We start from the raw sequence: 19,728 nt of genomic DNA, 5'->3' as shown, positions 1-19,728 counted from the left end.
CGCTATGACCACGCCGCAAAGCATTATTATATTAATACTACTGGTAACTATTGGCATGTTCCTCTGGGGCCGCTGGCGCCACGACATGATTGCGTTGGCAGCATTACTGGCTTGTGTGGTATGCGGAGTTATTGAGCCAGCCATTGCGTTTAATGGCTTTGGCCATCCGGCTGTAATCACTGTTGCCTGCGTACTGGTGTTAAGCGCCGGGCTGCAGCGCTCGGGTGCAGTCGATGTGCTGGCCCGGCATGCGATGCCGAAAAATGCCGGGCTTATGCTTAGTCTGGCAGCGTTGGTAGGGATCGGTGCACTACTGTCAGGTTTTATGAATAACGTAGGCGCGCTGGCATTACTGATGCCGGTTGCACTGCAGGTTGCGAACCGCTTAGATGTGCCGCCCGGCCGGGTACTGATGCCATTGGCATTTGGCACCATTCTTGGTGGCATGACCACGTTAATTGGTACTCCGCCTAATTTAATTGTCTCTGGATTTCGGGCGCAGCAGGGGAATACCGGTTTTGCGATGTTCGACTTCTCGCCGGTTGGTGTGGCAGTAGCACTTACCGGATCTATCTTTGTCGTCCTGGCCTGGCGCCTGGTGCCCGCCCGTAAGCAAGCCGGTACTGAAGGCTTTGAAACGGGAGCTTATCTTACCGAAGCGCGGGTAACCGAAAAAAGTAAAATTGCCGATATGCGACTGTATGATATTGAAAAAGAGTTTGATGACAGTGGCACGCAGATCGTAGGTCTTATCCGCAACAATGTGAAAATTAATGCCCCCAGCGGTGGCCGGGTAATCCGTGGCGGCGATATTCTGGTGCTTGAAGCTGAAGTTGACTCTCTGGGTGCAGTATTATCTACCCTTGGTCTGGAACTGGAAGAATCAAAAGCCGTAGAAAAACCAGCTAAAGCAGACACAACTGATAGCGAGCAGGCGAAGTCTGACGATGACGCTAATCGTAATGGCGCGGCTCAGAAAAATACAGCAGACAGTAAACAAACTGACAGTAAACCTCAGGACAGCAAAGCAGCCGAAAGCAAGCCGCAACATTCGGAAGACATAGTGCTGATGGAGCTGGTAGTCCGGCCAGAGTCGACGCTGCAGGGGCGTTCAGCTACCAATATTATGCTGCGCTCGCGCTATAATCTTAATTTGCTGGCGGTATCCCGTGATGGTGCCCGGGCTAAGTCCAGATTGCGCAACCTGCGAATGCGGGCTGGTGACTTGCTGCTGTTGCAGGGCACCAGTGAAAGTGTGCTGGAGTTTGCCAGTGATTACGGCTGCGTGCCACTGGCTAAAAGAGAATTAAAAATTCCGGATAAAAAGCAGGCTGCGCTGGCGGGTGTAATTATGTTTTGCGCTGTGGCCGGCGCCGCCTTTGGATTATTGCCGGCGGCAATATCTTTTGCCCTCGGAGTGCTGGCGTCAATGGTATTTAAAACTGTGCCACCACGCTCCGTCTACAATACTATTGACTGGCCGGTGATTGTATTGCTGGCGGCACTTATTCCGGTGGCGGGTGCCATGGAAGCAACCGGCACAGCAGAGCTGATAGCCAGCTTATTAATGAAATACGTTGCTCAGGGCAATGCCATTATTGCTCTGGGAATGGTGTTGGTGATTACCATGTTCTTGTCTGATTTAATGAATAACGCGGCAACGGCGGCAGTAATGTGCCCAATTGCTATTGGCGCCGCTATGGCTCTGGGAGTGAATGCAGACTCATTTTTAATGGCTGTTGCTATTGGTGCTTCCTGTGCTTTTTTAACGCCGATAGGGCACCAGAACAATACGCTTATTCTTGGCCCGGGTGGCTTTAAGTTCAAAGATTACTGGCGGCTGGGTCTGCCGCTGGAAATCCTGGTAGTAGTAGTTGCTCTGCCGCTGCTTACGGTGTTTTGGCCACTATGACGCTTGAAATCGCCCTGGTGTTGCTGCTGCTGTTGGCAGCGCTGGTGCTATTTGTTACCGAATGGCTGCGAATGGACATCGTAGCATTGCTAATGTTGTGCATTCTGGCGTTAATGGGATTGGTCTCGCCATCTGAGGCGGTCAGCGGTTTCAGTAACCCGGCAGTTGTTACTGTCTGGGCGATGTTTATTATGAGCGAGGGGCTTACCCGGGCGGGTATTGCTGACAGTATTGGCCGGCGGGTCATTCGATTATCTGGAAATAGCGAAACCCGGATGATCATCGTAATTATGCTGGTCGCTGGTATGCTATCGGCCTTTATGAGCAATATTGGTGTTGTCGCTTTGCTGCTGCCTGTGACAGTTGAAGCAGCCAGACGCTGTGGTATTTCGCCGGCAAAAGTGCTGATGCCAATGGCATTCGGTGCAATGTTGGGTGGCTTATTAACTTTAATTGGCACACCACCGAATTTGCTGGTCAGTATTGCGTTGGAGAAAACTAACCAGCCCGGTTTTCAGCTATTTGATTTTGCATTGATTGGGTTGCCGATATTACTGGCGGGCACTCTGTTTGTGGCCTTTATTGGCCGGTATTTTCTACCTGATACCGATCCTGGTCGCACCGGATTGGCAGGTAGCCGTAACCTGAGCGACCAATACGGGCTGCAAGAGAGAATATTTGCTTTACGCCTGCCTGAACCTTCCTTGTTAGCGGGCCGGACGCTGGAAGAGTCGGGGCTGATCAATACAGTTGGTCTGATGATAATAGCGCTAACCCGTGGTAAGGAAACCTTTACCCTACCTTCACGCCATACGGTATTAAAAGCCGGTGACATAGTGCTGGCGCAGGGTAAATTTAACCGCTTTGAGCGGCTGCGTAGCTGGAACTCATTAACCATTGAACGTGAAGCACCTATGCTGCACGAAAAGCTGCTGGCAGCCAGTGGTCTGGCAGAATTAGAAGTAGCGGCAGACGGACCGCTTGCTGGTGAGGAGCTTGAACATCACCGCTTTCGTGAAAATTATCAGCTGAACGTATTGGCTGTGAAGCGGCCAGGTAAAACGCTTTATACCCGGCTGGCCGATTTGTCGCTGGCCGCCGGTGACAGGATTCTGGTGCAGGGGAGTCGCAGTGCGCTAGAAACAATGCCTAAGCAGGAAGCGTTCAGCAGCGTAACGCCGTTAAGTGCAGATGATGTCAAACGGCAGTATAAGCTGGAAGAGCGGCTGTTTGTGCTGGGGTTACCTGCTGACAGCCCACTGGTTGGCAGTACTTTTGCGGATAACCGGCTGGGTGATGCCTTTGACTTTCGGTTACTTGGCCTGTTTCGCCACGGCGAAATTATTCAGCAATTCAGCTCTGACGATAAACTGGAAGCCGGTGATTTATTGTTAATCCAGGGCCGGGAAGAAGATCTGGATATTCTACGCGGTTTTAAAGAGCTGGAGCGGCTCGATGATATGTCACCTTATCTCGATTTACTGGCCAAAGGTAAACTAGAACTGGTTGAAGCTACGTTGCACCCGCGCAGCAAATACATTGGGCAGAGTGTTAACGCACTGCAACTTGATAAACGTTACAAGGTAGAGGTCGCAGCGATTTGGCGCGAAGGTCGCCCGTACCGCTCGGCTCTGGGCAGTATGTTGCTGCAGGCCGGTGATGCCCTGTTAATTGTGGGGCCACGCTCTCGTCTGGCAAAATTAACCGATAGCGAGCATTTAATCGTGATGAATCCGGTGCAGGTGAAACCGGTTAATGCCAGCAAGGCTCCGCTGGCTGCTGGCCTGATTGGTTTAATGGTATTGTTAACAGTAACCGGCATGCTACCGGTTTATTTAGCCGCCATTCTGGCGGCAACACTAATGGTTGCCAGTCGGTGCCTGAGTATGGAGCAAGCCTACGCTGCCATCGACTGGCGCTCGATATTTCTGATTGCCGGCATGCTGCCGCTGGGGCTGGCGATGCAACACTCAGGCGCCGCTGCCTGGTTGGCGGGTGGTGTGCAGTCAGGGTTAGGTCAGTATGGCCCGCTGGCCGTCATGGCGGGCTTATATCTGGTTACGGCGCTTGGCACCCTGGTGATACCAACAGTAGCACTGGTGTTGATTATGGCCCCTATTGGCTTGCTGCTTAGCACCGCGCTTGGAGTAAATGGCCAAAGCGCGATGATGGTGGTCGCGGTAGCCGCTACCAGCCTGGCCAGCCCGGTATCACATGCCGCCAACACTCTGGTAATGGGCCCCGGCGGCTACCGTTTTATTGATTACCTGAAAGTCGGCGGCCCGTTAAGTTTGCTGCTGTTTATCATAACCATGACGCTGTTGCCGCTGTTCTGGCCGCTTAGCGGCTAAGATAAAAGTGCTACAACATACTTTTTAAAACCGTATCCTTCCGAATAAAATGATGATGTAGTGCTGCGCCAGCATGCAATGCAATCAGAGTAATAAGCGAGATTGCTAACACTGCGTGTAACTCACGAAACAACGAGTAATACTGAATATTGACCTGTAACGCTGCCGGCAGTCGAAATATACCAATAATATCTATTGGCCGGGCGGCAAAATACTGCATTAAGTAGCCGGAAACGGGCATGGCAAACATTAAAATATAGAGTAGCCAATGTGATACTTTTGCGACAGTTTTCTGCCATGCAGACAACTCTTTGGGCAGCGCTGGCAACTTATGTCGCAGGCGGTTTATCAACCTGGCCGTTACCAGTAAAATAGCGATTACCCCACATGCTTTATGGATGTTTAACAGCGTTAACTGCCAGGGCTGCAATGATGTCACCATCAGCAAACCCGCCGCCAGCATCGACAACACCAGCGCGGCCATTCCCCAGTGAAACAGTCGCATAGACAGGGAAAAACGATCTGAGTCAGTTGTTTGCGCATTAGTCATTATTGCTGCCCTCCAGTGCACCATCTAATTGCTCTTTTGCCCGGCGCCGGTATGATTCTACATAAGCAGCTGAGCGTGCCCGTAAAATCGGATCCCGGGTTGCAGCAATACCACTGGGTAGCACCAGTGGGTCGAAATTGATAGCATGGCAGTCACCTTCGAGCTGGGCGGTTGTACCGGTAAGTATCAGCTGGCCAGCGGTTACTTGCCGGCGGTTTTCAGGCCAGGCTTTAGTCGGATTATCTTCGTCATCTGCCGGCTCTGCCAGCGTGAAAACCCAGTTAAATACCACAGGAGCGCCGGCAATCCGGCTGGCAATTTCTGTCTGCAGAGCATCGTTACCATCTAAAGCACTGGCCGGGACAGCCACTGTTGGTTGCATTGCCCAGCGCACTGCTTGCTGTTCGCCGTTACTGTTAACCAAATAGAACGCATTGATACTGTGATAGGTCTCAGCCGCGAAGCTGCCTGTCGCCTGATATTGTGCGGCCCAGGCCCTGAACTCGCTCGCTTCAGGGTGTTCAGATAAAAATTGCTGAATTGCAGCCGGACCAGCCTGTACAGCTTGTATTTGCTGATAAAAAGTATGCGGATCGGCTACTGCCATAACCGGGGGGGTATTCATCGCCAGGCGCCATTGCTCTGTATGGCTGATAGCAAAACTTAACGCCATACTTCGAACCGGCGATTTTAAATCAGGTGCTGTCGGGTTATTACCAGCAATAGACAAGCGGCCGATGAAAGGTGTAACGCCCTCGTTAAACAGACTGGCCTTCGAATAGCCAGCTAACTGGCCATTAGAATGGAACTCGCCGCTTATACAAATACCTTTGGCATGAGCACGGCGAAATCCGGGGAAAACAGCGTCACCCTGTTGCAGATTAACAAACTGCTGGGCGGTGACCTGTGCAGGCTTACCAGCACTTAAGCAAAGAGCCGGAGTGAATAGCAGTGCTAAATACAAGGTTTTCATATAAAAATTACTCATTGTCGGGCTTATTTTTGATAAAAAGAAATGTAATTCAGTAACGTATAGCTCATAGACCGGTTAAAGGCCTGACATATTTCGACAATAAAATTATTTAGTAACACCAGTTGATAGCGTAAGCTGGTGTTTCAATTTGCATAGTTGTACCTTTAAGTAAACTTTTCCGGTACGTTGTGATGCTGGGCCACGCGGTTTTGTTTGGCCTGCTTTATACACTGCAAACTCAGATAACGTCACGGCAGCCACATAGTTGAGGAATAGATGCATTTACCGACGGTAATAATAATAGCACTGGCAATTAATCTTACGGTTGGTGTTTATCTGTTCCTGCTTTATCAGCGTAAACCGAAAGATCAGTGTTTTAAGCTATGGAGTTACTCCTGTTTTTTCTTTGTGCTTGGCGCAGCGTTAGTTGCACTGCGACCTTCTTCGTTACCGCCATTTTTTACGTTTTTTATCGCTGATGTTTTGTTATTACTGGCACCGGTATATGTTTTCGCGGGCCTAATCAGGTTTTCACGCTTTCGTTACACCAGACGGCGGCGTCAGTTTGCCCTGAGTTGCCTGCTACTGGTGGTGGCTGGCTTTCTGATTAGCTATCAGCATCCGGGGTTGTTAAGCGTCCTGGCTGCAATGGCGATCGGTACCCTGTTTTGTTTATGCGCCTGGCTGCTGCACAAGTCCATTATCACCGAGCCGGTTTTCACCCGAAGCCTGCAAACGGTTTTTCTGCTGCACGCCGCGGTGATGTTCACTCAGACAATCCTGGTTATTATAAATTGGCAGCAGTTGAATATGCATGGCTTGCCGGAAGCGTCATTGTATACTCTGGCCAGCCATATTTTGTTAACCACATTAACGGCTCTGCTATTGCCATGGCTGAGCTTTTTGAAGCTGGAACGTAAGCTGACCCTTAAATCACAACGAGATGGTTTAACCCGCCTGGCCAACCGGGAGCATTTTTTTAATCAGGTGGAGCGCTACTGGCAGCAGCATCCTCTATTACCATCTGCTTTAATAATGATTGATATAGACTTTTTTAAAGAGGTTAATGACACTTTTGGTCATGGGGTGGGGGACAGGGTAATAGCGTCAGTGGCTAAACTGTTGTCAAAACAACTGCGTTGCAATGACATCATTGGCCGGATTGGTGGCGAAGAGTATGCAGCCTTATTAATTGATATTGATCAGCCGACAGCGCTTAGTATCAGCCACAGGTTATGTGAGCAAGTAGCCAAACAGCTGCAGCTGATTGATAACTTAAATGTTGGCCTTACCATAAGTATTGGTTTGGTTCATGTTATCCCCGAGCAATACGACTATGTTCGGGCATTTAAAAAAGCAGACGAAGCCTTGTACACCAGCAAGCAAGCCGGCAGAAATACCGTAACACTGGGTTCGTTAAATGAATAAGTATTGCTATCGAAAACGCTGATGTAGCAGTGTCAAACAATGATCAAGTTTGCATCAAAAGCCGCTGAATCAATTACCATAAACCCAGCTGTGCCTGCTGCTCGCCTGGCCACGGCGCCAATACAGAGTGGTGTTGCTGTAAATCGGCTGCAAACTGCCGGCATAGCTGGGGTGCCAGGGTGTTATCCGGGGTGTGAAAAAAGCAGTAGGGTGTTTTACCCTCACCCAGCCAGGTATTAATTTTAGCCAGCCAGGGCGTGTAAAACTGGCGGTTTACCTCCATATCATCGGTGCCGATAAAGCGCAGCATTGGCCGTGCGCTCAGGCTGATGGCATGGACCGGCAGGCGCGGCTTCTTGGCCTGGGCGTCCAGTAATGCCGGGCTGCTGGCTGCAACAGAAAACAATGCCCGGCTATCGAGCACCACCCGTTCTGCATTAAAACCTTGCAACAGCCTATTTAATGCCAGTTCATGTTCCGCTTTATCAAAAAACGCCGGATGGCGTACTTCTACCGCTAAGGGAACCGTAATGCTTAAAAGTTCAAGCACAGCACTTAAAGGCCCCAGCATTGCCGGGCCCGCTGTTGCCGGCAGTTGCAAGTGAATTAAGCCAATATAAGGGTGTACTGGCGCAAAGTGTTGCCACCAGGCCAACAGCGCGTTGCTATCAATCTCGTTCAGCGCATGGCTGAAGCGACGTGGTATTTTAAACACAAACCGAAAATCTGCCGGCAATTGCTCTGACCAGCGCGCAAGCTGATCGGCAGCTGGGTCAGCATAAAAGCTGGTATTGCCTTCGACACTGTTAAAAAACTGGCTGTAACCAGCTAAAAACCGGTTGTTAGGCAGATCAGCGGCGAACAGGCTGCCTTTCCAGCGTGGATTAGCCCACATTGGGCAGCCAATATAAAGCAAAGGATTACAATTCCAGATTATCAATCAGCCGGGTAGTGCCAAGTCTGGCTGCTGCCAGAATCACTTTTGGCTCAGTTGCGGTTGTAGCCAGCACTAAGCTTTGCTGGTTGCTGATATTAATGTAGTCCGGTGCAAAGCCTGCTGCAGCCAGCTGGGCTTTAGCCTGTTGCTCCAGCATGCGGTAATCATGGTTGCCGCCAGCTATTTGGGCTTTTAACTGCTGCAATACCTGATATAAGGCCGGGGCTTTAGCTCGTTCATCGTCGCTTAAATAGCCATTACGTGAACTTAACGCCAGGCCATCGCTGGCGCGCTCTGTTGCCACACCAATAATCTCAATGGGCAATGATAAGTCAATCACCATCTGGCGGATTATTGCCAGTTGCTGGAAGTCTTTTTTACCGAAGCAGGCAATATCAGGTTGCACCAGATTAAACAGCTTACATACAATGGTCGACACACCACGAAAATGGCCCGGCCGGTTGGCACCGCAGTGTAAGTCACCCAGTTGCGGCACTTCAACAAAGGTTTGGGCCTCAAGCCCTCGCGGGTACATTAATTGTGGGGTAGGGGTAAAAACGGCATCAGCAGCGTGTTGGCTTAAGCCCGCGACATCGGCATCCAGCGTACGCGGGTAATTAGCCAAATCTTCATTCTGGCCAAATTGCATGGGGTTAACAAAAATGCTGACAATCACTTTATCGGCGCGGCTTTTTGCGACATCAACCAGTTGCAGGTGGCCCTGATGGAGGTTTCCCATCGTTGGCACAAAAGCAATTTTCTGACCTGCACGGCGCCAGCTGTTAATTTGTGCCCTCAGCTCATCGATATTGGCAATGATATTCATTTAATTAAAACTGTGCTCTGCGCCAGGAAACACCTGGCTTTTAACTTCACTGACATAAGCGGCAATCGCACTTCTGATCTCACCGGTTTGCGCCAGATAATTTTTGGAAAACTTAGGAATATAGCCGCTGCTAATGCCCAGTAAGTCGTGCATTACCAGTACCTGACCATCTGTGACATTACCGGCACCAATGCCGATAACCGGAATGCGCAGGGCGTCTGTGATCCTTTTGGCTAATGGGGTAGGAATACATTCCAGCACCAGCAGCTGAGCACCGGCATCCTGTAGTGCTTTAGCCTGAGCGACCATCGCATCTGCGGCAGCATCGGTTTTACCCTGCACTTTATAGCCACCAAAAATATGAACCGATTGCGGCGTTAAACCCAGGTGGCCACACACCGGCACGCCACGCTCAGTCAGGGCTTTAATGGTAGGTAGTAAAAAGTCACCGCCTTCCAGTTTTACCATGTTGGCGCCTGCCTGCATTAACGGGGTAACACTTTGCATTGCCTGCTCGGGGGTGGCGTAACTCATAAAGGGCAAATCAGCAATAACAAATGCATCAGGCGCGCCGGCCCGCACGCTTTTGGTATGGTAGGCAATATCAGCAACTGTCACCGGCAGCGTGTCGCTGTGTCCCTGCAGCACCATGCCCAGTGAGTCACCAATTAACAGCACATCAACACCCTGCTCAGCGAACAATTTAGCGAAACTGGCGTCGTAAGCCGTCAACATACTGATTTTGTCAGCCTGTTGCTTCATCTTCTGCAATACTGCTGTGGTGATCTTAGCCATAAAGTTCTCATCCGACCATTAATACGGGTGCGCAAGATCGCACAAAGTTCCGGCAGCTGCAAGTTAGCTGCTGCAAGTTTAGTTTAGTTTCTGCAGCCCATTTAATGGTACCTGTTGCAGCAATACCTGTAGCGGTGTGCCACAGGGTAGTATCAGCTGAGGGGCAATTTCGGCCAGCGGATACAGCACAAACTCACGCTGAGCTAAACCATAATGCGGCACCGTTAATCGCTCTGTGTTAATAGTGTGGTTGCCATATAACAGAATATCCAGATCCAGCGAGCGTGGCCCCCAGCGTTCAGCTTTACGTTGCCGTCCTTGTTGTTGCTCAATCTGCTGTAGTGCATCCAGCAACGAGAGCGGCGTAAGCCTTGTGCTGATTTTAGCAACGGCATTAATATAGTCTGGCTGGTCTTGCGGGCCCATCGGCTTTGAACCATATAAGCTTGAAACCGCCAACAACTGACTGTGGGCAAGTTGCTGTATTGCAGTTACCGCGTTTTTCAGCTGGGTAACCGGATTGGCTAAGTTTGCCCCCAGACCAAGGTAAACCAGATGTTTGTCGGACTGCTCAGGCATCGGGCGTGCTGCTACGCTTACGTTTATAGTTGTTGCGCCGGCGTTTTGGCCGCTCCTGTCCGGCCCGGCCCAGGCTGTTGATCAGTTCCAGCTTTTCGGCGTCGTCAGCAAATTGGAATTGCTGCCACCAGCTGGCCAGTTCAGTCAGGCTGCCACCCTCAGCTTCAGCGCGCAGTTGCAGAAAATCAAAGGCGCCCCGAAATTTAGTTTGCTCCAGCATCTTAAAAGCCCTGCGGCCACTGCGCTTAGTCAGCCGCGATTGCAATGCCCAGATATCTCGCATGGTTAAACTGAACCGTTTGGGAATAGCAATAGTGCGCTGAATATCGTCCAGCACCTCTGTCATCGCGATATTCAGGGCGTCTATTTCGTTCAGGCCGCTTTCAACAAGCAGTGTCTGGCTGCGAAGCTCAACCGGGTACCATAGCATTGCGGCGAAAATAAAAGCTGGGGTAACCGGCTTATCGACCGCAACCCGCTGATCGGTATCCTGCAGCGCCCGGGTAACCAGGCTGAAAGCTTTGCCCTCGGGTTCCTGCTTCAGTATTTTGTCCAGCTGTGGCATCAGTTGTTTTAAAATTCGGGTATCACGTAGCAGCATAAAATTGTCAAATGCTTTGCCCGCCATCAGCATTTTAACCAGTTCATCAAATAAACGCGGGGCGGGAATATTTTTCAATAATACGGCTAACTGGCTGATTGGGGTTAGCGCGTCGGCTGCGATTTCCATATTCAGTTTGGTGGCAAACCGAATCGCTCTTAGCATCCGCACCGGATCTTCCCGGTAACGTACTTCCGGATCGCCAATCAGTTCAATGCGCCTGGCCGCAATGTCGCGCATGCCGTTGGCAAAATCATAAATTGCGAAGTCTTTCACTGAATAGTACAGGGCGTTGATCGTAAAATCGCGACGCTCGGCGTCTTCTTCAATAGTACCGTATACGTTGTCACGTAAAATCTGACCGTGGTCACTCAAACTTGCGGTTTTAAGTTTGGGGGCAGTATTTTCTTCGTCATCTGCGCCACTGTGATGACCGCGAAAGGTAGCAACTTCAATAATTTCCCGGCCAAACACCACATGAGCCAGCCGGAAGCGGCGGCCGATTAAGCGACAGTTGCGAAAAACCTGTTTGACCTGCTCCGGATGAGCATTAGTCACCACATCAAAATCTTTTGGTTTTAGTCCGAGTAATAAGTCGCGAATACAGCCACCCACCAGATAGGCTTCATAGCCCGCATCTTTCAGACGATACAATACTTTAAGGGCACTTGGACTAATATCGCGCCGTGAAATACTATGCTGATCGCGGGTAATGATCTGCATTGGTGGTAATATTGAGCTTGCTGTCGCCCTGGTAGCAGGCGCAGCGGCCGCAGCCGATCTGGCCGCAACCGGCTTAGTTTTATTGTCGCCCTGAGGCTTGCCGCTTAAGGTTCTGCGACAGAAATCTAACACACGCGAAATTATGATATCTCTCCTGAGCACTCGCCAGTCTGACAGATGGCATTGGCTGCTGAATAAAAAAAACGGCTAATAATACCGCAGCAAGCAACAAAAAAGAATTAATCTGGCTAAAATCAGCCAAATTCGCTGGTTAATACTTCCTGTGCAGCCGGAATGGCAGCGGGCTGCCAGTTGGCCAGAGCATAAGTGAGCTGTTCAGAGGCCGGAGCCTGTTGTAACTCAATGGGTAGTTGCAGTCCAAGGATTGTCAGTGCTTTGGCCATGGTGTAGCTGGCTGGCCAGTTAGCAAGTGCGGTGGCATGGTTTTGCTTGCTCAGTTTATGGCCTGGCGCAGTTACCGCTAATGGTAAATGGCCATAAACAGGAGGTTTTGCACCCAGCAACTGAAATAAATGTTGCTGGCGGGATGTCATGCTAAGCAAATCGGCACCCCTGATCACTTCGGTAATGCCCTGGTCCATATCGTCGACCACTACCGCCAGCTGATATGAAAATAACCCATCCCTGCGCAACAGAATATAGTCCTCAGCGGCCAGCTCCGGCGCTATCTGCTGGGGGCCAAGTAAGCAGTCCACAAACCTGCTGGACACTCCCGACGCACGCAAACGCCAGCTTAACGTTGTAACACTGCGGTTTTTACTGCCCAGATTCAATGTTGAACAGGTACCCGGATAAAGGCCTCCAGCGGCAGTAATTTGCTTGCGGCTGCACTGACAGCCGTACAATAAATCTTGTTGACGCAGCTGGTTAAAGACTTGCTGGTAGCGCTCAGTACGCTGGCTTTGATACAGGATTTCACCATCCCATAGCAGGCCATGCTGCTCCAGGGTTTGCTTAATACTGCTGTCTGCACCCGGACGGACTCTGGGGGTATCGATATCTTCTATGCGCAGCAGCCATTTACCGGCGCGCTGTTTGCTATACAGATAACTGCCAACCGCAGCCAGCAGAGAGCCAAAATGCAGAGGTCCGGAAGGGGAGGGAGCAAACCGGCCAACAGCAGCAGCTGTTGGCATGTCGAGACTATTAGCGAGATTATTTGCGGTTGTCACGGTGGCAGCAACTAGCCGCCTAACTGCTTTTCTTTGATCTCAGCCAGTGTTTTGCAATCAATACACTGATCAGCGGTAGGCCTTGCTTCCAGACGCTTTATGCCAATCTCAATGCCACAGGTATCACAAAATCCGAAATCGTCATTTTCAATCTTTTGTAACGTTTTCTCAATTTTTTTCAATAGCTTACGCTCACGATCACGGGCGCGCAATTCCAGACTGAACTCTTCTTCCTGCGCCGCACGGTCTACCGGGTCAGGGAAATTTGCAGCTTCGTCGGCCATATGAGTCTTGGTACGATCTACTTCTTCGCGCAGTTGTTGGCGCCAGGCGTCAAGAATTTTGCGAAAATGCTCGAGCTGCTTCGGGTTCATATACTCTTCCCCGACCGCTTCCTGATAAGGTGTTACGCCGGCCAGCGCCAGTAACCCTAATGTCTTAACATTCTTGCCTTCTGGCATGATCATCTCCTGTACAATTCTGCCAAGCAAAAAAAAGTGGCGGCTATAGATAGCAGAATATTGCCACCACCGCAATCACTAATAAAAAAGCCGGCGAAGTATACAGATTGTGGCTGTAGCCGTCACCTGTTTTAGCAACTACCCCGGGTTTGCAGCATAAGTGGTTAATTTTAATTGGTAATACTCATCCAAACAGCCCGCAACAACCGCCTTTTAACCTGTTGCGCTCGTTGTATGCATTCCCGCTATGGTACACTTCAGACCACCAAAGCTAGCCATCACCACGAATAAGCTCTATTAAATGGGGATTACTATGTCTAACTCAACGTCTAATTCAACATCAGAACTATTACAAATCAGTATTGCTGCCGATAAAGCCGCAGCAAAATGGGGCCCCAATGCATTGTTAAGCCCGACTCAAACTGGCTATCAAATTCATTTATCCGGCAATGAACCGCTTCGGGCTATCCAGAAAGCCGGGCGTAGCCTGGATAACCTGGGGGTTACTCAGTTGCAGTTAACGGGGGACGGCTGGAGTAAAGATCTGCAGTGGGCGTTCTATCAGGGCTTTTGTAATGCCAAACGCCATGGCGGCGTGACATTCAGTAACGAACAGGGCGATGCTGCGCAATTGGAGCAGTTGGCTCAGTGTTTTGCTTTTGCCAAAAAAATGATTAATGACACGCCTGAAATGCTGTCGCCAGTGGTATTGGCAGAACAGGCTGAAGCTTTTATCCGAAGCGTAGCACCGGAGGGTTCGGTAAACAGTCAGCTGATTAGCGGAGCCGACCTGGCAGAAGCAGGCTGGCATGGTATTTATCAGGTTGGCCGCGGCAGCACCCGGCCGCCGGCGTTGCTGGTTCTGGATTTTAATCCGGCTCAGTCGGCTGATACACCGGTGGCAGCTGCACTGGTGGGTAAAGGTATTACCTTTGATAGTGGTGGTTACTCGATTAAACCGACCGAAGGCATGGCGACGATGAAATGCGATATGGGCGGCGCGGCAACGGTAACAGCAGCCCTTGCGCTGGCAATAATGCAGGGCCTGCAGCAACGGGTAAAGCTGATCCTGTGTTGTGCTGAAAACCTGATTAGTGGTCATGCCTACAAGCTGGGCGACATCATTACCTACAAAAATGGCACCACAGTTGAAATAGTGAATACTGACGCTGAAGGGCGCCTGGTGCTGGCGGATGGCCTGATGTGTGCCGCCGAAAGCGGGGCGCCATTGATAATTGATGCCGCGACATTAACCGGTGCGGCCATGATTGCCGTTGGTGGTGAATACAATGCGCTGTTTGCACTGGACCAACCGCTGGCTACCCGTGCTCTGCAATATGCTGCCAGTGAGCAGGAAGCAACCTGGCAGTTACCGTTGGAAAAATGGCATCAGCAGCAGTGCCCGTCTCCTTATGCCGATACCGCTAACAGCCGGCCGGTTAAAGGTGGCGGCGCCGGTGGTGCCAGCAATGCTGCGGGCTTTTTAAGCCGCTTTGTGCCCGCTGATGGTAAAGGTTGGTTGCATTTTGACTTAGCTGCAGCATTTAATAATTCTGCCAATGGCTATTGGGCAGCAGGTGCGACCGGCCATGGTATTCGCACTATTGCCACCACCTTGCTTACTGAAACATCGGCAAAGTAAGTCGGCAGTGAGCAAAACTTTAAATAATTCTGGCTTACCGGTCGCTGAGGTACTGCCACAGCTTTGTCAGCTACTGAGTACTCACAACCGGCTGATCCTATCGGCACCGCCCGGTGCCGGTAAGTCAACCTGGCTGCCATTACAATTACTGCAACAGCATGCTTTTGCCAGCGGCCAGATCATTATGCTGGAACCGCGCCGGCTGGCGGCTAAAACCATTGCCAGCTATCTGGCCCGGCAATTAAATGAGCCACTGGGCCAGCGTGTTGGTTATCAGATCCGGCATGACAGTTGTCAGTCGGCTGCAACCCGCCTGTTAATTGTTACTGAAGGCATACTTACCCGTAAACTGCAGCATGATCCAGAGCTTAGTGGCGTTAGCCTGTTGATTTTCGATGAGTTTCATGAGCGCTCCCTGCATGCTGATCTGGCGCTGGCACTTAGTATGGAAGTGCAGCAAATACGGGACGATCTTAAAGTATTAGTGATGTCAGCCACCCTGGATGTTACGGCACTTGAGCGCTACCTGCAGGCTCCGGTGCTTAGCAGCAGTGGTCGCAGCTATCCGGTAGACATTCATTATATTAAACCTGGCTCAGAGCACATTGCGTTACAGGCTGCCCGCCAGGCGCTGGTCGCTTTTCACAATGCACCTGGCAATATTCTGGTTTTTTTACCGGGCCAGGCAGAGATAAATAAAGCTCGCGAGTTTTTGGCTGGTCAGCCACTGCCAGCCAATCTGTCAGTTTATTCACTGCTCGGCGCAATGAGTCTGGCGGAACAACAGGCTGCTATTGCAGCGCCTGCAGCCGGGCACTATAAAATTGTACTGGCAACGAATCTGGCTGAAACCAGCTTAACGATAGACGGCGTAAACCAGGTGGTTGACACCGGTTTGTGCCGGCGGGCCAGCTTCATGCCGCGCCACGGTATCAGCAAGCTGGAGACTGTAGCAATTAGCCAGGCAGCTGCTATTCAACGGGCAGGTAGGGCCGGACGGCAGGCTGCAGGAAGGTGTTTTCGGATCGACACCGCCGAGTTATGGCAACGACGGGCAGCTTATGAACCGGCTGAAATAGAACTGGCAGAACTAACCCAATTGCGGCTGGATATTGCAATGTGGGGCTGCCAGCCGGCTGACATTAACTGGTTAACGCCCCCACCGCCAGCGCACCTGGCTGTAGCAACCCGTTTGTTGCAGCAATTTGCAGCCCTGGATCAGGCTGGCAGCATTACGCAGCTGGGCCGGCGTTTGTATCAAACTGGCAGCTCAGTAAGGCTGGCCAGTATGTTACTGTATGCTGCTGAGCACGAACCGGAAGCGCCAGGTTTGGTGTGGTTGGCGGCACTTGTGGCAGTGCTTTTGGAGGACGCCCGCAATTTGCAGCCGGATCTGACACAGCAGCTGCAGTCTCTGGCCGGCAATAAACAGCAACCTCAGTATCAGCAAGCACTGCAGTTCGCCCGCAGGCTTGGTTTTGGAGGTAGCACGCAGCTGCCATTACCCTGGTTACCATTGTTAGTACTGCGGGCTTTTCCGGATCAGCTGGCCCAGCGCCGAGGTCAGGGCTACTTGCTTGCTAACGGCGCAGGCGCCAGTCTGGCACCTGATCATCCGCTACAGGATACCGATTACCTGGTAGTGCTGGATATTCAGCACTGGCAGCAGCAGAACCGGATCCGGCATGCGCTGCCGATTGAACTGGATGCCATTCTTGATGACTGGCAATCTCAGCTGCCCTGGCAGCAGAAAACCGGTTGGAATGATAAAACCGCCAGTTTCAGCAGTGAGCGCCAGCGCTGTTTTGGCCAACTGGTGTTACAGCGCCAGCCGGTGCAAAATAGTATAACGGCTGCCCAACGCCAGCAAGCCTGGCTGGGCTACCTCAGCCAGCGAGGGCTGGCTGAACTGAACTGGTCAGAAACGGCGCGAAGTTTATGTGCCAGAGCAGAGCTGGTCAGACAGTATCAGGGCGCGGACGTTTTACCTGACTTCAGCCAGCCGGCATTAGAGGCGGATATAGCCAGTTGGCTGGGGCCTTACCTGGGTAGTATCAACAAAAAAACTCAGCTAATGCAGCTGGAACTGGAACCACTGTTGTTAAACAGACTCAGTTACCCACAACAACAGTTGTTACAGCAACTGTTGCCCGGGTACTGGCAAACACCAACCGGCAGCCGGCTGAAAATTGATTATTTGCATCCGGGCGGGCCACAGCTTTCAGTCAGAGTTCAGGAAATGTATGGTCAACTCACCACGCCCGTGGTGCTTAATGGCGCCATTGCGCTGACCATTGCGTTGCTTGCCCCGGGACGTCAACCATTGCAGCTGACCCGTGATTTAGCCAGCTTCTGGCAAAATAGCTGGCAGGATGTTAAAAAAGAAATGAAGGGCCGATACCCTAAACATTACTGGCCGGACAACCCGGCCGATGCGCAGCCAACAACGAAAACCAAAAAGGCGATGTTACGCGATGTCAACCCGAAGTAAAGGCGCTCGTGCGCCGAAAGTGAAAGTCAGGCCGTGGTGGTATAAAGCATTGATTACTGTGGGTAAACTTGCCCTGGTGCTATTCTTTCTGCTGGCAACGTATCTGATTTACCTCGATAGTAAAGTAACCCGCACTTTTGCAGGCCAGAAATGGCAGGTGCCGGCACAAATTTATGGTCGCAGCCTCGAGCTGTATCCGGGCAAAGCGCTGACATCAACCCAGTTGCAGGCCGAACTGGAACAGTTACAGTATCATCGGAATCCGGCAATGACATCGGCCGGCCAATACAGTGTATCCCGCAATCATATAACCATTTACCGGCGCGCCTTCACCTATATTGACGGGGTTGAGCCTGAAGCGCTGTTTAGTGTCGAATTTAACAGCAGTGGTATTAACCGGATCCGCTACCGGCAGCAGGACGAAGTCAATTTTGCCCGGCTTGAACCACAATTAATCGAACATATGCTGTCGCCACATCAGGAAGACCGCGAGCTGGTTCGGTTAGAACAGGTACCCGGTTTGCTGAAGGAAAGCCTGTTGCTGGTGGAAGACCGTGACTTTTATCATCATCGCGGGGTATCGCCGCTGTCTGTCTTGCGGGCGTTATGGGCTAATATCATTGCCGGGCGGACAGTGCAGGGTGGGTCGACCTTAACCCAGCAGCTGGCCAAGAATATGTATTTGTCCAGTGATCGGACATTACTACGTAAAGTCAATGAAGCCATGATAGCGCTAATTCTCGATTATCGTTTCAGTAAAGATCAAATACTTGAAGCTTATCTGAACGAAATTTTCCTGGGGCAGAATCATGCAACAGCGGTGCATGGTTTTGGTTTGGGTAGCCGCTTTTACTTTGCCAAGCCAGTTACCGAGTTGCGGCCAGATGAAGTCGCATTGCTGATTGGCTTGCTAAAAGGGCCGTCTTATTACGACCCGAGGCGTTACCCTGAGCGGGCGCTTACCCGTCGTGATCTGGTACTGCGACTGATGTTTGAACACCATCTACTGGATAACCAGCAATACCAGCAGGCGCTGGCCCGGCCGCTGCAACTGGTAGAGCGTGGTCAGTATTTGAATGCCCGTTTTCCGGCTTATCTGGACGCTGTTAAAAAAGAGCTGCGGCAGATTAATTTTGATCAGAAATTATTAAGCAGCGGCATTAAGGTTTTTACATTTTTAGACACCAGTGCCCAGCAACAGGCTGAACTGACAGTACGTCAGCAATTGCAGGGTAAGGACGAGCAGCTGCAGGCAGCAATGATGGTTGTTAATTATCAGCAGGCCGAAATCCAGGCACTGGTCGGCGGCAGAGAAAGTGGCTTTGCCGGCTTTAACCGCGCGCTGGATGCTAAACGACAAATTGGCAGTATTATTAAGCCGGTTATTTATCTGGAAGCGCTGAATCAGCCAGGCCGTTTCTCTCTGGCTTCGATACTTGATGATCAGCCACTTAGCTTGCGGACTAACAACCAGGATTGGCAACCACAGAACTTTGATCAAACATATCGTGGCCGGGTTAATTTAATGACGGCATTAACAGACTCGCTAAACGTGCCCACGGTAAGGTTGGGTTTACAGTTGGGGATGCCAGCGGTCAGCGATGGTTTACGCAAGCTGGGATTAAACCGCAAGGTTAACCTACATCCGGCTGCGCTGCTCGGTGCCATTGAACTTAGCCCACTGGAAGTCAGCCAGCTATACCAGACAATGGCAAACGATGGTGTCTATCAGACACTGGCAACGGTGCAGGCAGTAACTGATCAGGACGGCCATCGTCTTTATCATCGGCCTGGTCAGCGTTACAGCCGGTATTCCCCACAAAGTATTTACCTGCTGCAGCATGCGTTAATCGCCGCCACCCAAGCCGGCACGGCAAAGGCGTTACAACAAGCGATGCCAATGACAGTATTTGCCGGGAAAACCGGTACCTCCAGCGACTACCGGGATAGTTGGTTCAGTGGTTTTGACCAGCAAACACTGGTGACTATCTGGCTGGGGCGTGATGACAATAAACCGATAGGCTTAACGGGAAGCAGTGGCGCATTGCCATTATTTATAGATTATTTTAAACAGCAGGGTGCGCAATCTATAATTCGTTACCTGCCGGATCAGGTGCAAATTCAGGCGTTTTCAGTTACCAGTGGTGATCCGGTCGCGGAAAGTTGCGATAACATATTGTTATTGCCTGCAATATCAGTTGAAATGCAGCAACAGCTGACGTGTGAAAACTCACGTTAACAATTTAAAAAGGGTGCGGCAAACTCA

The 19,728-nt window shown here is 51.0% G+C and carries 15 protein-coding genes; 6 read left to right on the top strand and 9 right to left on the bottom strand.

Annotated elements, in window-relative coordinates; genetic code table 11:
* Positions 1-4 precede the first annotated feature (4 nt).
* Positions 5-1,912, top strand: coding sequence for an SLC13 family permease (locus KQY15_RS16520; RefSeq protein WP_217671024.1), 1,908 nt, complete (start codon positions 5-7; stop codon positions 1,910-1,912).
* On the top strand, positions 1,909-4,263 hold the full coding sequence (locus KQY15_RS16515; protein ID WP_217671023.1) for an SLC13 family permease: 2,355 nt from the start codon (positions 1,909-1,911) through the stop codon (positions 4,261-4,263). Before KQY15_RS16520 ends, KQY15_RS16515 begins: the two co-directional genes overlap by 4 nt.
* Positions 4,264-4,273: 10 nt before the next feature.
* On the opposite strand, the gene KQY15_RS16510 is transcribed toward KQY15_RS16515, so the two are convergent.
* Both KQY15_RS16510 and KQY15_RS16505 read right to left on the bottom strand, forming a co-directional pair.
* A complete protein-coding gene (locus tag KQY15_RS16510; RefSeq protein ID WP_217671022.1) occupies positions 4,274-4,813 on the bottom strand; it encodes a cytochrome b in 540 nt (179 codons plus the stop codon).
* A complete protein-coding gene (locus KQY15_RS16505; RefSeq protein ID WP_254795784.1) occupies positions 4,806-5,801 on the bottom strand; it encodes a catalase family peroxidase in 996 nt (331 codons plus the stop codon). Before KQY15_RS16505 ends, KQY15_RS16510 begins: the two co-directional genes overlap by 8 nt.
* Positions 5,802-6,062: 261 nt before the next feature.
* On the opposite strand from KQY15_RS16505, the gene KQY15_RS16500 reads away from it, so the two are divergent.
* A complete protein-coding gene (locus tag KQY15_RS16500) occupies positions 6,063-7,214 on the top strand; it encodes a GGDEF domain-containing protein (protein ID WP_217671021.1) in 1,152 nt (383 codons plus the stop codon).
* Positions 7,215-7,287: 73 nt separating this feature from the next.
* On the opposite strand, the gene KQY15_RS16495 is transcribed toward KQY15_RS16500, so the two are convergent.
* From KQY15_RS16495 to dksA, 7 genes are all read right to left on the bottom strand, one after another.
* Positions 7,288-8,130 carry a DUF72 domain-containing protein gene (locus KQY15_RS16495; protein WP_504739205.1) on the bottom strand — a complete coding sequence of 281 codons (843 nt, stop codon included), beginning with the start codon at positions 8,128-8,130 and terminating at the stop codon, positions 7,288-7,290.
* A gap of 4 nt (positions 8,131-8,134) precedes the next feature.
* Entirely contained in the window at positions 8,135-8,977 is an 843-nt protein-coding gene (gene panC, locus KQY15_RS16490; protein ID WP_217671019.1) for a pantoate--beta-alanine ligase, read from the bottom strand.
* Positions 8,978-9,772, bottom strand: a complete 795-nt coding sequence (gene panB / locus KQY15_RS16485; RefSeq protein ID WP_217671018.1) for a 3-methyl-2-oxobutanoate hydroxymethyltransferase — start codon at positions 9,770-9,772, stop codon at positions 8,978-8,980. It lies immediately after the preceding gene.
* A gap of 78 nt (positions 9,773-9,850) precedes the next feature.
* Positions 9,851-10,351, bottom strand: coding sequence for a 2-amino-4-hydroxy-6-hydroxymethyldihydropteridine diphosphokinase (folK, locus tag KQY15_RS16480; protein ID WP_217671017.1), 501 nt, complete (start codon positions 10,349-10,351; stop codon positions 9,851-9,853).
* Positions 10,344-11,807, bottom strand: a complete 1,464-nt coding sequence (gene pcnB / locus KQY15_RS16475; protein WP_308160260.1) for a polynucleotide adenylyltransferase PcnB — start codon at positions 11,805-11,807, stop codon at positions 10,344-10,346. The genes folK and pcnB overlap by 8 nt, the downstream gene beginning before the upstream one ends.
* 122 nt (positions 11,808-11,929) lie before the next feature.
* Positions 11,930-12,832, bottom strand: coding sequence for a tRNA glutamyl-Q(34) synthetase GluQRS (gene gluQRS / locus KQY15_RS16470; RefSeq protein WP_217671016.1), 903 nt, complete (start codon positions 12,830-12,832; stop codon positions 11,930-11,932).
* A gap of 47 nt (positions 12,833-12,879) precedes the next feature.
* Positions 12,880-13,329, bottom strand: a complete 450-nt coding sequence (gene dksA / locus KQY15_RS16465) for an RNA polymerase-binding protein DksA (protein ID WP_019675979.1) — start codon at positions 13,327-13,329, stop codon at positions 12,880-12,882.
* Positions 13,330-13,642: 313 nt separating this feature from the next.
* Between dksA and pepB the strand changes: the two genes are divergently transcribed.
* Genes pepB through mrcB form a run of 3 tightly spaced genes read left to right on the top strand, consistent with a single transcriptional unit; the run spans position 13,643 to position 19,701 of the window.
* Positions 13,643-14,971, top strand: a complete 1,329-nt coding sequence (pepB, locus tag KQY15_RS16460; protein ID WP_217671015.1) for an aminopeptidase PepB — start codon at positions 13,643-13,645, stop codon at positions 14,969-14,971.
* Positions 14,972-14,978: 7 nt separating this feature from the next.
* Positions 14,979-17,462, top strand: a complete 2,484-nt coding sequence (hrpB, locus tag KQY15_RS16455; RefSeq protein ID WP_308160259.1) for an ATP-dependent helicase HrpB — start codon at positions 14,979-14,981, stop codon at positions 17,460-17,462.
* Positions 17,446-19,701 carry a penicillin-binding protein 1B gene (mrcB, locus tag KQY15_RS16450; protein ID WP_254795783.1) on the top strand — a complete coding sequence of 752 codons (2,256 nt, stop codon included), beginning with the start codon at positions 17,446-17,448 and terminating at the stop codon, positions 19,699-19,701. Before hrpB ends, mrcB begins: the two co-directional genes overlap by 17 nt.
* Positions 19,702-19,728 lie beyond the last annotated feature (27 nt).

This window comes from Arsukibacterium indicum, from assembly GCF_019100565.1.
In the GTDB taxonomy this organism is placed as follows: Bacteria; Pseudomonadota; Gammaproteobacteria; order Enterobacterales; family Alteromonadaceae; genus Alishewanella; species Alishewanella indicum.
The sequence above is the reverse complement of the archived record's forward strand: the minus strand, read 5'-3'. Positions and strand labels throughout refer to the sequence as shown.

Excerpts from the sequence above, each read along its gene's own strand:
- KQY15_RS16500 (WP_217671021.1), top strand. The coding sequence starts at position 6,063 with ATGCATTTACCGACGGTAATAATAATAGCACTGGCAATTAATCTTACG.
- KQY15_RS16520 (WP_217671024.1), top strand. The coding sequence starts at position 5 with ATGACCACGCCGCAAAGCATTATTATATTAATACTACTGGTAACTATT.
- KQY15_RS16515 (WP_217671023.1), top strand. The coding sequence starts at position 1,909 with ATGACGCTTGAAATCGCCCTGGTGTTGCTGCTGCTGTTGGCAGCGCTG.
- folK (WP_217671017.1), bottom strand. The coding sequence starts at position 10,351 with ATGCCTGAGCAGTCCGACAAACATCTGGTTTACCTTGGTCTGGGGGCA.
- pepB (WP_217671015.1), top strand. The coding sequence starts at position 13,643 with ATGTCTAACTCAACGTCTAATTCAACATCAGAACTATTACAAATCAGT.
- KQY15_RS16505 (WP_254795784.1), bottom strand. The coding sequence starts at position 5,801 with ATGAGTAATTTTTATATGAAAACCTTGTATTTAGCACTGCTATTCACT.
- panC (WP_217671019.1), bottom strand. The coding sequence starts at position 8,977 with ATGAATATCATTGCCAATATCGATGAGCTGAGGGCACAAATTAACAGC.
- dksA (WP_019675979.1), bottom strand. The coding sequence starts at position 13,329 with ATGCCAGAAGGCAAGAATGTTAAGACATTAGGGTTACTGGCGCTGGCC.
- gluQRS (WP_217671016.1), bottom strand. The coding sequence starts at position 12,832 with ATGCCAACAGCTGCTGCTGTTGGCCGGTTTGCTCCCTCCCCTTCCGGA.
- mrcB (WP_254795783.1), top strand. The coding sequence starts at position 17,446 with ATGTCAACCCGAAGTAAAGGCGCTCGTGCGCCGAAAGTGAAAGTCAGG.
- panB (WP_217671018.1), bottom strand. The coding sequence starts at position 9,772 with ATGGCTAAGATCACCACAGCAGTATTGCAGAAGATGAAGCAACAGGCT.
- KQY15_RS16510 (WP_217671022.1), bottom strand. The coding sequence starts at position 4,813 with ATGACTAATGCGCAAACAACTGACTCAGATCGTTTTTCCCTGTCTATG.